Origin of the sequence: Streptomyces sp. ISL-36 (genome assembly GCF_018614205.1) — a bacterium.
In the GTDB taxonomy this organism is placed as follows: domain Bacteria; phylum Actinomycetota; class Actinomycetes; order Streptomycetales; family Streptomycetaceae; genus Streptomyces.
The window spans coordinates 1-13,000 of record NZ_JAGGOS010000108.1 but is presented as its reverse complement, the minus strand read 5'-3'; the positions used below and the strand labels follow the sequence as shown (position 1 = coordinate 13,000).

General features: G+C 67.3%; 11 protein-coding genes and 1 pseudogene. 4 read left to right on the top strand and 8 right to left on the bottom strand.

Annotated elements, in window-relative coordinates:
• Nucleotides 1-35: 35 nt before the first annotated feature.
• Nucleotides 36-1,418, bottom strand: a complete 1,383-nt coding sequence (locus J7E93_RS26175; RefSeq protein WP_215072406.1) for a serine hydrolase — start codon at nt 1,416-1,418, stop codon at nt 36-38.
• 104 nt (nt 1,419-1,522) lie between these two features.
• Between J7E93_RS26175 and J7E93_RS26170 the strand changes: the two genes are divergently transcribed.
• Nucleotides 1,523-2,227, top strand: coding sequence for an SUMF1/EgtB/PvdO family nonheme iron enzyme (locus tag J7E93_RS26170; RefSeq protein WP_251067110.1), 705 nt, complete (start codon nt 1,523-1,525; stop codon nt 2,225-2,227).
• Nucleotides 2,228-2,252: 25 nt separating this feature from the next.
• Here J7E93_RS26170 and J7E93_RS26165 read toward each other — a convergent pair whose 3' ends face one another.
• The 3 genes from J7E93_RS26165 to J7E93_RS26155 all read right to left on the bottom strand — a co-directional run bounded on the left by J7E93_RS26165 (nt 2,253) and on the right by J7E93_RS26155 (nt 4,582).
• Complete coding sequence (locus J7E93_RS26165; protein WP_215072405.1) at nt 2,253-3,134, bottom strand: barstar family protein; 882 nt, start codon at nt 3,132-3,134, stop codon at nt 2,253-2,255.
• A 179-nt stretch (nt 3,135-3,313) separates the two neighbouring features.
• The gene (locus J7E93_RS26160) at nt 3,314-3,709 is read right to left on the bottom strand and encodes a hypothetical protein (protein WP_215072404.1); all 396 of its coding nucleotides are present in this window, start codon (nt 3,707-3,709) and stop codon (nt 3,314-3,316) included.
• Between the two features lie 456 nt (nt 3,710-4,165).
• Entirely contained in the window at nt 4,166-4,582 is a 417-nt protein-coding gene (locus tag J7E93_RS26155; RefSeq protein WP_374105435.1) for a hypothetical protein, read from the bottom strand.
• 119 nt (nt 4,583-4,701) lie between these two features.
• Here J7E93_RS26155 and J7E93_RS26150 point away from each other — a divergent pair, with 119 nt between their 5' ends.
• The 3 genes from J7E93_RS26150 (at nt 4,702) to J7E93_RS26140 (ending at nt 7,074) form a co-directional block, all read left to right on the top strand.
• The gene (locus J7E93_RS26150; protein ID WP_308368792.1) at nt 4,702-5,952 is read left to right on the top strand and encodes a hypothetical protein; all 1,251 of its coding nucleotides are present in this window, start codon (nt 4,702-4,704) and stop codon (nt 5,950-5,952) included.
• A 325-nt stretch (nt 5,953-6,277) separates the two neighbouring features.
• Nucleotides 6,278-6,676 (top strand): hypothetical protein, encoded by a 399-nt coding sequence (locus tag J7E93_RS26145; RefSeq protein ID WP_215072403.1) that lies wholly within the window; start codon nt 6,278-6,280, stop codon nt 6,674-6,676.
• Nucleotides 6,673-7,074 (top strand): hypothetical protein, encoded by a 402-nt coding sequence (locus tag J7E93_RS26140; protein WP_308368791.1) that lies wholly within the window; start codon nt 6,673-6,675, stop codon nt 7,072-7,074. Before J7E93_RS26145 ends, J7E93_RS26140 begins: the two co-directional genes overlap by 4 nt.
• A gap of 12 nt (nt 7,075-7,086) precedes the next feature.
• Here the strand turns inward: J7E93_RS26140 and J7E93_RS26135 are convergent, their stop codons facing one another.
• From J7E93_RS26135 to J7E93_RS26125, 4 genes and pseudogenes are all read right to left on the bottom strand, one after another.
• Nucleotides 7,087-9,087 carry a LysR family transcriptional regulator gene (locus tag J7E93_RS26135; protein ID WP_251067114.1) on the bottom strand — a complete coding sequence of 667 codons (2,001 nt, stop codon included), beginning with the start codon at nt 9,085-9,087 and terminating at the stop codon, nt 7,087-7,089.
• Between the two features lie 261 nt (nt 9,088-9,348).
• Nucleotides 9,349-9,663 (bottom strand): annotated as a pseudogene (locus J7E93_RS37405) (TniQ family protein); the annotation flags it as partial.
• A gap of 74 nt (nt 9,664-9,737) precedes the next feature.
• Nucleotides 9,738-10,856 (bottom strand): AAA family ATPase, encoded by a 1,119-nt coding sequence (locus J7E93_RS26130; RefSeq protein WP_215072401.1) that lies wholly within the window; start codon nt 10,854-10,856, stop codon nt 9,738-9,740.
• Nucleotides 10,853-12,907 (bottom strand): helix-turn-helix domain-containing protein, encoded by a 2,055-nt coding sequence (locus J7E93_RS26125; RefSeq protein WP_215072400.1) that lies wholly within the window; start codon nt 12,905-12,907, stop codon nt 10,853-10,855. The genes J7E93_RS26130 and J7E93_RS26125 overlap by 4 nt, the downstream gene beginning before the upstream one ends.
• Nucleotides 12,908-13,000: the final 93 nt, after the last annotated feature.

The following is a 13,000-nucleotide window of genomic DNA, read 5'->3' as shown; positions in this document are numbered from 1 at the left end:
CGCCTCCGACACCCTGTTTCACGTGAAACAGGCGCTCAGAGGCCCCGCCAGCCCGCCTCGTCCACACCACCGGGCACGGCGTCCCCCCGTTCGTACGGCTCGCGGGTGAAGACGAACGACGCCAGGTCGAGGTGGCTCACCGAGCCGTCCGGGCGGCGCACCACCCGCAGCGTCTCCCCCGCGTAGTAACCGTTCAGACCGATCCAGCCCCCACCGGGCAGCGGCCGGAAGTCCGCCCGCCGACCGACGCCCCTCAGGGGCTCCAGGGCTACGCTCCGCTCCGGTCCGAGGCGCAGCCCGAAGGCGTACGTTCCCCAGTACCAGGGCCCGGTCAGCTCAAGGAGCTCCTGGTCGACCTCGGCCTCCGGCAGCGGTCGCCACGGCTCGGGGAACCGCGGCTCGGCGTCAGCCACGATCCGTACGAGGTCCGCCGCCACGACCGCGGTCAACGGTCCGGAGGTCGCGTTGGCGAGGGCGACCGCCGCCACCCCGTCCGCCACGCTCACCCACAGGCAGGCGACAAAGCCCGGCAGCGAGCCGGTATGGCCGATCAGGGTCCGGCCGTCCTTGTGCACCAGTTGCAGGCCGAGGCCGTAACCGCCCTCCCAGTCCCCCGCCCCCGGCGGCGCCGCCGGCGTGCGCATCTCCTCGACGGACGCCGCGCTCAGGACCCGATCGTCCCCCTGGGCGAGGAAACCGGCGAAGCGGCAGAGATCGTCGGCCGTCGACCAGAGCTGCCCGGCCGGTGCCATCAGCCCCAGATCCTCGGCCGGTTCGGGCAGCATCACGTCGGCCCAGGGGTGCACGGCCCAACCACCGGCATGCGGGGCGGCCGGTTGCGTGCTCGTACGGGTCAACCCCAGCGGCTCCAGAATCTCGCCGCGCAGCGCTTCCTCCCAGGACACCCCGCGCAGCGCCTCGATCAGTGAACCGAGCAGCGTGTAGCCGGGGTTGGAGTAGTGATGCCGGCGCCCCACCGGGTGGACGAGCGGCTCGTCACCGAGCACATCGGACAACTCCGGCCTTACGGTCCCGGGCGTCCGCTCCCACCACGGCGCGGGTGCCTCGGCCGCAAGGCCGGCACTGTGCCCGAGGAGCTGAGCGATGGTCACCTCACCGGCGCTCGTGCCCGAAAGGTGCTTCTCCAATGGGTCGTTCAGGTCCAGGAGACCCTCGTCCCTGAGCCGCATCACCAGAACGGCGGTGAACACCTTGGTGAGTGATCCGATCCGGTACTGCGTGGCGGCATCCGGGTCGTGGCCGTCGACACAGCTGCGCGATCCGCTCCACACCCGCTTCCCGTCACGGGCCACCGCCCCGACGAAGGAAGGCGATCGCCCCTCGGACTGGGCGACGGCGACGCGGTGCGACAGCGCCCGCTCGGTACTGGGAAGCAAGGCTTCGAAGGAAGAGGTCATACGCCGATACAACGCTGCCGCGCTGCCTGAGTCGACCATATTTCGCGCGGGGCGCACCTCCCGGACATCGCCTCGCGGCGAGGACGCCATGTGATCATCTGTCCATGGCCGCGAGCACAGAGACCACGATGATCGACGTCCCTGCGGGGCTGATCACGCTGTCGGACCGCCGGACGCAGCGCAGTTGGCCCGTCGAGCTCGCGCCCTACCGGCTCGCGGCGTTCCCCGTCACCCAGGCGCTCTACGCGGAGATCACCGGAAGCCGCCCCAGCACCGCCCGAGGGGACCGTATGCCTGTAGAAGGCGTCTCCTGGTGGGACGCGGTCCGGTTCTGCAACGCCCTGTCGCTGCGCGAGGGGCTCACCCCCGCCTACCGCCTCCATGGCGAGTCCGGCGACGGGGACAGCGACGAGGAGGGGTCCGGCGACGGCGTCGCGTGGGACACCTCCGCCGACGGGTACCGGCTCCCGACCGAGGCGGAGTGGGAGCACGCGTGCCGCGCCGGCACGACCGGACCGCGCTATGGACCCCTCGACGACATCGCCTGGTACCGCGGCAACTCGGAGGAGCGCCTGCGCGAGGTGGGCGGCAAGCGGCCCAATCCGTGGGGCTTCCACGACCTGCTCGGAAACGTCTGGGACTGGTGCTGGGACGTCTACGACGCCGAGGTGTACGGCAGTTACCGGGTGTTGCGAGGTGGAGGATGGTTCGACGAGCACTGGAGCTGCCGGGCTTCCGCACGGCGCCGGAGCCACCCGACGTTCCGTGTCGACGACGTGGGATTCCGCGTCGCGCGGTCCCTCCAGTAGGTTTCGGCGTCGCCTGTCAGCCGTCTCACCGACGTTTGGCATCCAGCCATTCGCCGCGGTTCCACATGACAGGCATGGCGCCGACGGGCTCGAACTGGATGTTGGGGTCGTTGCTGTGCACCAGGCAGATCAGTCGGCGCTGGAGCACAGCGGCACGGCGCGCCCGGTCAGCGATGATGTCCAGGACGTCTTGGGCGGCCCTGGGACACGCCGTGGCGAAGTGGTCGTAGTCGGTGAAGGACAGGACCAGTCCCATGCCTTCGGGTGAGTCGTCGTAGGGGCCATGGCGGGCGACGTCGCCGAGACAGTCGTTGAGTGCGTCGAGGTTGTGGCCGTAGTAGTCGGGAAAGTGCAACGCGTCCGCGATGGCACGGTGCAGGTCCTCCTCCGTGGACCAGTCGCCGGCTGCCAGGTGGACGATCCGGAAGCCACACTCTTGAAGTCGCAACGTCGCCTCGGTGAGAAGCCGTCGACGCCAGAAGAGGGTGACGAAGGTGTTGGCCATGAACTCGAGGCCGGGATGGCTGGGTGTGCCGGCATGCGGCGCCCGCTCCTGCCTGGCGTCGCGCCGATAGTCGTCCAGCAACCGAAAGAACTCGTCCACGGCCGTGGAACCGTCCGGCGTCATGCGTTCGATCGCGGCAGCCCAGCTGAGGGAGCTGGATATTCCGTAGTGCTCGCGGATCCATCGGGTGAAGTCGTCTTCGGTCCAGAAGGCGAAGTGTTCGTCGATGTTGTGCACGCCGAGGGCTGCGCGGTAGCCGATGAGCATGGACTCCAGGTGGCGGAGGGATCCGCCGGGGATCCACATGCCGGGCCGCAGGCGGATCTGGTCGAGGAAGTCGTAGACATCCGAGCACTCCTGCCAGTGCTTGACGGTGGTCTGCGGTCTGTCATCGGTCGGCATGAGCCGAGCCTACGTCGCTGCCGGCATGCCGTTCCCGCGTCTCCTGTAGATTCTCACTCTCGGTGTCAGGCGCCGACGCTGTGAACTGGACGTTCCCCTCCAGTCTCACGACGTGTCGGCAAGCGGCTGTCTCAGATCGATGTCATTTCCTCAGACTGCCCAGCCGGCTGCGCCGGACCTCATGAACCTGCATCGGCGGCCGTCCGTTCCATCCACTCCCGCACCTTCTCTGCTTGCTCGATGCGGTTGACGATGTCCTTCTTGGACGCCGTATCCAAGGTCTCCGGGATCTTGTCGAAGGTGTCGGGAAGGACGTCGAGGAGACCCCAGATCTGCTCGCCGGTGCTGACGGTCAGCAGTTGCTGGCACCTCCACTGCAGCGGCACCTCGGGACGGTGCGTGAGACGCTGCACGAGTGTCGGGAACAGGTAATGCGTCGCTTCTGCGGCGAGGTGCTCTCGTAGCCAGTCGACCGGGAGCCGCTGGCTGAAGCCATGCATGGCGGCCTCCTGGGCCAGGTCCAGCAGCTGAGCGGTGTCGACGGCTCGGATGGTGCGGGGAAGGGTCGGGGTCATGTCGCGATGATGCCAAGAAGCCCTCGGAACACCGAGAGGTCGGCGGGATCGGGTTGCAATCTGTCAAGGAACTCGGCCCAGGCTTTCTCAAACTCGCCGGAGGTCGCCCTTCCACGGACGGCTCGCCCTTTATGCGGATCCATTCGTGGATGGTCTCGATGGCGTCGAGGAGGTACTGGAAGGTGCAGAGATCCCGGTGCTGTTGTCGGACCTAGCCTGTTGCCATGTCCCCGTACTCAAGCTCGGCTTCCCCGCTGCTCCAGACGATGAGCACGGCGACGAAGTCATCGTTTTCAAGCGTCATCCAGGTGCTGTTCTTGGTTCGGCCGTCCTCGGGCGACTGCTGGACCGCCCCCGTGATTCCGCAGGATTACAGGCGTTCCTCATGCTCGGCGAACCAGGCCTGGAGCCTCTGCGGCAGTTCGACCGATATGGACTGCTTTTGTTCGCTTTGCCTCATGGCTGGGCGATGAACCCTGCGGATCGGTCGAGCTGGAAGGGAGATCCGGCCTTGGTTGGTTCCCAGCCTCGGTCCCGTGCTTCTCGGATGCTGGCAGCAACGTGGGCTGGGCGGATGGGCACTGCCTCGGCACCCACCCAGTTGCTGGGATGGGCCTGGCCGCTGGTCACGATCAAGGTCGCGCCCGGCTGGCTGTCGCTGGCCGCTTCGACCGCGTAGGTCATCGGTGTCCAGCAGAGTCCCTGCATGTAGGAGGGCTTCCTGTGGATCCGCCAGCGGTACTCGATCCCGTCAACGGTTATGCGCCGGGAACCCTTCTTGTTCAGCGCCATCTTCGCCTCCTCCGCTGTTGGACTCTGCTGTGTCGCCGCGGTCGCGAAAAGCAGGTTGCACGCGAACGTACCGAACGTCATCGCCGACAAGCACCTTCGGGACTACGGATGGGTTAATCAGCCCATAAGTTGGTGTCAGTGCCGAGCGACCCGGCGCATCGCACCCACCCCGGGTGCACTCACCGCGATCGGAGAGCACCGTGAAGAACAGCCCGTTGTGGCGAGTGGTTGACAACGCGAGCGGTACCCAGTCCATCGTCAGCACGCCCTCCGAGGCGGTCGCGTTCGTCAACAGCCGGTTCGACACCGATGACGACGACGAACCCTTCAGCATCACCAAGGTCGGCCCTCTCCTTCCGAAGCCACTCGAGATCATCACCGCATGGGCCGCCGAGAAGGACGGCGAGCGAACCGACGGGCGTACTGCCCCGATCACCATCAGGCCGGTTGTGACGGACAACGCCAGCGAGTGCGACGACGTCGTGCTCTGGGGCGACGTGTACGTCTCCTGGGACCACGACATGTACACCGTCGAGGAGCCGGACAGCTCCGAGTACAGCGAGGCTTACAGCGCAACCGAGTTGAGTGCGGTCCTCGACGAGTACGCCGACGACTATGAGTACGCGCCTGAAGGGCCTGAAGGGCCCGACAGCCACAGGTGGCCGAAACCGGAAGAGTTGATCACCTACGGCGCCCAGGAGTGTGCCAAGCGGTTCGGGCACCTCGACGACGACGCCCTGCTGTGGCTCGCTGCCACCCGCATCACGCTCGCCGTGTGGCGCAACACACCCGTCGAGAACTGGCATGCCGGGAAGAGTCCGCTCCACGACGGCACAATGATGCGGATCAACACGGCAACCACCCGACTCGTGCGCTCGATGCTGTCGTTCGACCATGTCGACTGGATCGGTCTCGGTCTCGCGATCGTCAACCCGTCCCGGGTTCTACCGACAGGGCAGTCCGTACTCGAGCTCGGGCTGGCCTGCCACAACCCTGACGACCCGGCGCACGAGGTTGATCCGCGAGAAGAACTCGCGGAGATGGCACAGGTCGCGATCTCATGGGGGCGAAGGTTCTGCCTTCGCGAGAAGGAGTTCGGCCTGCGAACCCTGATCGAATCCTTCTGTGCGTCCGATAACGGCTGGTTCGGAGCACCGAGTTGGGGGCGCATCGTCGATCGGTTCCTTACGGCTGTCGACGACCGGGAGAATGCGCACTGGCGCATACACCGGGACAAGCCTTGGTTCGACGAGTGGTTCACCAACCGGCCGGCCGACATTGCGGACACCACGGAATTTCGTCGGCTGCTCCTTGCCGGGCCCGACCTGCTGTCCGAGGAGGCCGCCGAATGGTGCGTGGATGGTGCCATCGGCTACGTCTGCCAGGACGACCACGCGAACGACTGCTGGCGGTGCGGTATCCCGCTGGCAACGGAGTCCCCCAACGAGTGAATGTGTGCACCAGCATAGAAGAGCAGCAATCCACTGACCGCGCTCTCTCCCGCCTACTCGGCGGCCTCCCCTGCTTGGGGAGCCAGTCGCGGCTCCACTGACTGGAGATGTGCGGGTGCCTCTGACGGATCTGTGGCAGCAACGCTGGCCCGGCTGCCCGCCGGTTGGCCACAAGCTCCGTTAGCCCTACAGGAATGTCTGGGTGCGCTTCCACAGTCCGTCGGGTCTTTGACATCAGTATCACCAGCCTGCCGGTTTCTTGATCACCACGGCTTCCACGACACGGAGGTCGAGCAGGTCGCCGGACCTCCGGGATCATGACGCCATGCAACTCCGATACTTCAATCAGACCGGATGGACCGCCATCTTCAATGGCACTGAGACCGAGATCGGTCGCATGGTGCGCGTGGAGGGATGGGATCCCACAACCGGGACAGCCTTGGTGGTCGACCCGCAGCGAGGGGCACTGCGCCAGGTCACGGACTACGTGGACTTCTCCCACTTGGAGCGGGCCGATCAGGTGGTCACCGCGATACCCGGTGGGGGATGGCAGGCACACTGGACGGATGAAGGGCCGGGTGGATCACCTCTCACGGAGCAGGTGCTGGCCTGGTTGATCACTTCGCAGGGCCGGGCGACTGCCATCACAGTCGATGCTCAGGGGCATGTGGAGGACGCCGACAGCGCCGACGCCTTCATACCGCCGGGTGAGGAGCTTCAGTGACGGCGTCGATGCCGCAACAGGCGGGCCCGGCGTCCGAGGGTCGGGCTTCTGATGCCGACTGGGAGGCTCCCTACTACCGGGTTCGGGCCGCCAGCTTCCAGGTGCTCTTCCTCGTGGAACCGGACGAGGCGATCGAAGAGGTCTGCAACGTCGATGCCGAGGTTCATCTTGCCGACGGGTCGCGCTGGAGTTCCACGATCTTCACTCTCGCCGAGGTGGATCGGCTCATGCGGAGCTGGGAGGCGAGCGGAGAGGCGGTCTCCGGGCAGTGCTTCTTCTGCGCGGACGGGCTGATCGTGCGGAATCCCGGCGTCGGCAGCATGGTGCGCGTGATTGCCGGGCTGGTGGCATCCGGCGAGTTCGACGGGGTGTTTCGACGCATTACCGACCCGGAATGATCATGCCGCGTCTCAGGGCATCGTGTTGTCCTGCATCTTTCGAATGGCCTTGAGCACCTTCTTCCCCAGGGGAGTGAGCGTCATGGGCCTACCGCGTTCCGCCCGGACCAGGAGTGGTCCACCGAGTTCTCGTTCGATCCGGTTGATCTGTGCGACGAGGGTGAACGTGTTGAGGCCGAGGCCGCTCGCTGCGGCACCGAGGCTGGGGTAGGCAGATGCAGCCGCGAATCGGCTCAACCGTTCGCTGGCCCCCTGGCCGCCGAGTGCCGGCCGGAGGATGCTTGGTGCTCGGCTGGCCTGGTCGATTGCCCGAAGTACTTGGCTATGACTGGATCCTCCGCGTGGTCGCAGCGGAACGTTGTGGGTCTTGGCCCAGCGGGCCATGTTCGCGGTGCTCATGCCAGCTTCTCGGGCGAGGTCCGGCAGCGTCCGGCGGCGATGGACGTACTGCTCGATGAGCCAGGCCCGTTCGACGGTGCCGCGGCGCTTGTAGTCCTTGGGGCCCTCGCGGAGCAGGATGCCGTACTCCCTGGCAAGGTCGGTCAGCACTCTGCGGGAGAAGCCGGTGAGGGTGGCGATCTGCTGGAGGGACCGGTGCTCGTCAAGGTAGAGCCGGGTGAAGCGCTCTGTCGGAATGGCTTGCCGGGCCTGTTGCCGGATGCGGCCGGTGGCCCTGGCGGTGCTCTTCGTCAGCGGGGGTGCGGGGGCTGGATGTTCGTCGAGGACGTGCCGGATGGCCTCGACGGTCGTGCCCAGAACCTGGGCGGCGTGCTGAACGGGGTGCTGGCGTTTGCGGACGAGCTGGTGCAGGCGGGGTAGGTCGACGCGCGCCGGGTCGGGGCCGGGCAGGGAGAGCCCTGCCAGCAGGGTGGCGGGCGGCTGCCAGGTCACGGGCTCGTCGTGGATGTGGTGTGAGGCCAGGAAGGTGAGAGCTTCCTGCTGGAGGGCGTGCACGAGTTCGGGGATCTGAAGCGCGGTGAACCGCAGGGACGTCGCCCGGAACTCTGCGCTGTCGAGCCCGCCCAGGTCGTCGGGGAAAGACTCGGCGGGCAGGCCGCTGAGACGTTGGAAGAGCTGGCTGCGTGCGATGCGTTCGCGCCGTCCGGTTCCCGGTGGTGTTCCGGTGCGGCGGCAGATCTCCAGCCAGCGGTCATGAGGAAGCAGGCTGGTGTAGTCGAGGAGTCGGCGCCGGCCGTAGTCGATGGGGGTGCTGTAGGCATCGAGGTAGTCCGCGAGCCGGTCCAGGGCAGTGGCAATGTCCGGCCATTGCGGAAGGTCGTCGAGTTCCTGGAGGAGGCGTGAGACCTCAGTGCCGTCGATGGCGTCGCCGATCAGCCCGGCTGCTTGGTCCAGGGATGTGCGGCTGTCGGGGATCAGCAGCAGGGCGGCGAGAACGGGGGCCAGAGCCCGCGCATGGATTCCTTCAAGTGGTGCGAGGCGGATCGTCCAGGGCGGCCAGAACATCGTGGGGATCTTCCTGGCTCGCTGCTCGATGTCCCGAGTGGTCCGGGTCGGCCGGCGGGGGGTCTCGATCGTGATGCGGTAGCGGACGTATTCGCTGGGGCGGAGGGAAGGGGCGAGGGCCGCCAGGTGCACGGACTGCAGCACCGGGCTGATGCCCCTGCCCCAGTTGTCGATGCTGGTCGCCGAGATCTGCGTGAGTTCTTCGCGTACTGCTTCCAGCAGGCTCCGCAGGGCCTCGCCGGCTGGGTGGATTCCTGGTTGCTCCAGGATGCTCAGGGCCATGGTGACCGCGACGGCCGTGTCCGCGGCTCGGGGCGGGGCCATGAACCCCGGACGTTCCATGGCCTGTCCGGTGTGCGGGGAGACCGCATCGGTGCTGAGGTGAGCTTCTGCGATGTCAGCCGGGATCTGTTCTCGTAGGACGGCTGCGGGCAGGTCGCTCAGGACGCGGATGCCCAAGGCCCGGATGTCCGCCAGCACCGCCGGTGCCGGCTGGGGACAGGTCCGGTAGGGGCCGAAGGCAGCCGGTGACCCGTCGATGATCTCCATCACTCGGTCCTGCGCCGTGAGAACCGGATGGCCAGGAGGCAGAAGAAGTGTCGAAGCGCGGGTCAGATCGGTGCCGCAGCCAGCCGAGAACGGGCGGGTGAGACGGGTCGGTGGATCGCCGCAGAGTTCAGACCGAGGGACGGACCGGCCGGAACGGGGCCGCTGCCGCGGCACCCTCCCGCAGTGCGGACAGCAGTCCGCCAGCAGCCTGCGGTGCCGGGTGCAGGCGAAGGAGAACCCGAGCCTCCAGGACAATTGCCATCGCCCGCCAGTGCCAAGAAGGCACTCCGGACAGAACCGGGATCCCCCTCCGCGGCCCCAAAGGACGTGCCGTGACACGGCCCGGCCCCCGGCACTCAGGTGGAGGGCCCGTCCGTCGTAGTGCGCCAGAGTCAGGGCAGTGACTGTCTCCGGGGACGTCCCGGTGGCGTGCGCGACAGCATTGGTCTGCTCCTCGTCGAGGACGATCGTCCAGTCTGCCGGGATGCCCCTGAACTGGTTTCCGGCCCGGTGCCGAACCGGGAAGCCGAAGTGCAGCAGGACATCACCGAGTGCGGTGTCCATCCGCCTGGCCATCGCCTCCAGCCATGAGTCCAGGGCCTCGCCGGGCAGTGGAGGCAGCCGGATCGGCAAGGTGCGGGCCGGCGTTCTCATGCGGGTCGTCGCATCCGGGGCCGCGGGCGGCTGGTCAGCCGTTTCTTCTCCAGCGCGGCCTGAAGTTCGAGGCGGGCAGCCTCAGATGCCTCGTCGTTCTTCACCCGGTCCATGAGCTCCTGGTCAAGACGTTCGGCGCCGGTGCGGACCGCCCGCTGGCAGCTGCGGTTGATCAGTGTCATCAGCGAGCCGATGTGTCCGGTGCTGCGGGCGAAGAGGTAGTCCGACAGGTCGTCCGCGAGCATGCCGGGGTGCTTGTCGGTGAGCACGACGCGCTGTTCGAGGGCCAGCAGCATCTGCCGCCATTCCCGACGGCCGGCTTCCGTATCGATGGTGAACGGGCGAAGTCCGAGGCGGGTGGTGCGGCGGCCGGTCTGGGCCAGAGCGGTGTCGCGCCCGTTCGTGCCTTCGCCGAACAGGCCCTTCTTCGCGAGCTCGACCCCCACCATCAGCAACGTCACCGGGAACTCGTTGGCGATCCACTTCAGGTGGTTGCTCACCTCGATGCCGCTCTTCTGCCCCCATTTCAAAAAGTGCAGATCGTCCAGAACCACCAGGCGGACATCACAGGACAGCACGCAGTCCAGCACCCGCCGTCCGAACTGGGCGGTGGTGCCCCGCATCTGTCCGGGGTGGCCGAAGAACTCCAGCATGGCCCGGTTGAGATCCTTCATTCCGGTGTTCCCGGTCAGCCCGACCCGGCAGACGGGGATCCGCTCGTGCCCCTGGCTCGTGAACGCGCCCGACTCCTCGATCTCCCGCTGGTGGAAGTCCCGGGCGAAGGCCAGCACCGAGGTCGTCTTGCCCAACCCCGGGAACGCGTCGACGGCCACCGCCCCCTTGGCCTTGTCGCCGTCCTGCTCGTTGCTGTCGACGATGTCCCATAGGTCTTCGTGGAGCTCTGTCAGTTGCGGCGTCTTGACCGGGCCGATGTTCGCGTGCCACTGCCGGCGCTGACGGTCGTAGTCCGCCCGCGCCTGCGTTGCCAGGGACTTCAGCTGCTTTCGGGTCAGCAGGTCAGGCCGGCTGCGGCGAGGGCTCTCGGCGAACGCCTTGAAGTCCTCCTTCCGCGACAAGGCAAGACTGCCCGGCTGCAGAACGCTGCCGCCGTTCACACGTCCTCCAGGGCATCGGCGTAGAAGTCGCTCTCCCCGGCGAGGTCCTCCAGATCAGCCTCGTCATCGTCCCCCGCCTCCGCCACCCCGTCGGGCTCCCGCAGTTCCGCGGTCTGTTCGTCCTGACCGAGGGCCTTGCGTACGGAGGGAAGCGAGACGACCGTCTCCGCCTCACTCACCGGAAGCTCGATAGCGGCCTGCTCACGCGAGAGCCGCAGGGCCATGCGCCGCTCGGCGATCGTGGTGCCGAGGCCAAGATTCCACCGCTCCAACAAATCAGCGACGGCGAGCCGGTCATCAGGAAAGCGATACTTCGAGGCAGCCAGTTGGCGGGCAAACATCAGCGCGTCCTCGCTCAGCGGCATCTCGGCCGACGGCGCGTGCTCCCAGAGCAGCGTGTGCCAGGCGCGAGTAGCCGGATCGCGGAAGTAGATCCGAGTGATGTCGTCGGGGTCCACCTGGAAGGGCCAGCCGTTCTTGACCGGACTGTCGTAGGGGCTGCGGACGCCCGGCTCGGGCAGTCCGGGGCCGCTGTAGCGGCGGCGGCCGATCTCGACCCCGTAGTGCTGGACCGTGCGCCACTTCGTCTGCAAGAACTCGAAGGCCAGGTCCCGGTCACGGGGTGCTTCGATGTAGCCCGCCCGCGCCATGCCGTGCTCGAACATCTTCGCCGGAGACATCCGCAGCCCCGGCAGGCCCGGATCGACCAGGACCGAGTGCGGCCTGCAGTGATAGACCGTCGCGGTCCACTCCCGGATGATCGCCTCAAGTTCGTCGAGGAAGAAGAACGCGTCGTCCTCCGGGCGCTCGCCCCGCGAGTGGATGTCGGGCCCCTTGTAGCCGGGCAGCACCTGCAGCAGCCCCTCCCTCAGGGTCCGGAAGTAGCGCTCGACCGGCCCCTTGTCGCGGCCCGTCCGCAGACGGGCCGGCTGGATGGAGATGCCCATCCGTCGGCAGACGCTTGTCAGATGCTCCGAGACGTAGACCTTGCCGTGGTCGACGACCAGCGTCTCGGGGACTAAAGGCGGCGAGGCCAGCCCCGGTCCGGTAGCGCCTTCGACGTCGACCAGGACGGTGCGGGGGATGCCGTGCTCGGGCCAGACCGCGTGCCGCGGCCAGTCCCGCCCCGCCGGCCTCGGCCGAAACGACTGGAACAGCACCGCACTGACATCCACCGCCTTCGTCGAGACCGGCGTGAGCCGGATCCCCGTGATGCAGCGGGAGTACCAGTCCATCCCGACACTCAACTCGGCCTGAACCCACTTCAGCGTCATCGGGTCGAACGCGAAGACGTCCAGGCGGGTGGAGTCCATCAGCAGATACTCGCCCGGACGCGTCGGCCGCAGCTTGCCGTACGGACCCTCCGGCCGCGCGGCGATCTCCCGGTTCCGCTTCGTACTCAGCCGGAACAGCGGGTGTCGCCGCTCCAGCTCCGTGAGCACCCGGTAGGCCGTGGCTTGGCTGGGCTGCGGTACGACGTCAGGACCGAACCGCGCAATCACCCGGGCCTGAGTCCGCTCGATGACCATCTTGCGTGATGGCTTCGACTCTCCGGTGTGCTCGACCATGACTTCCAGCGCGGTCTCCACCCATCGATCGTCGGCCCTGCCGAAGGGCCGTGCCTGGGGACTTGTCCGCTGGGCCAGGCCGGCCTCACCGTGCCGGCGATAGTCGGCGACCCACCGTCGAATGGTGCGATCGGTGACTCCGAGTTCAGCAGCTTTCGCCGCATAGCGTGCGTCCAGCGACAGCGTCGGCGTGTACGGAGCTCGCGGTTCGCCCTCACGCGCAAGTTCGGTGCTGCCGGACCGATATCCCGTGAGGAGTTCCCGAATGTGCTCGGCCCGCTCCAGGATCTGCCGTCTGTCTTCCTCATCCAACTGCCCCAGGACCACCGAGGCGATCTCCTCGGCGTCGTCCGAGGACGATCCCGGCCCCTCGGGGATGAGGGTGGCCCGGCCGGAGAAGAGCAGTTCCCGCAAGGACAGACGCAGGAGCCTGCCGTGGCGGTCCTTGAGGACGACCTCGTTGCCGGCCGTGGTGGCGGCCATCTCGACCACCTCGACGGTCTCCCCGTCATAGCGGAAGTATGTACCGACACCGACCCGCGCTCCGGCCCTAGTTGTATTGCCCTGTGAGGTTGG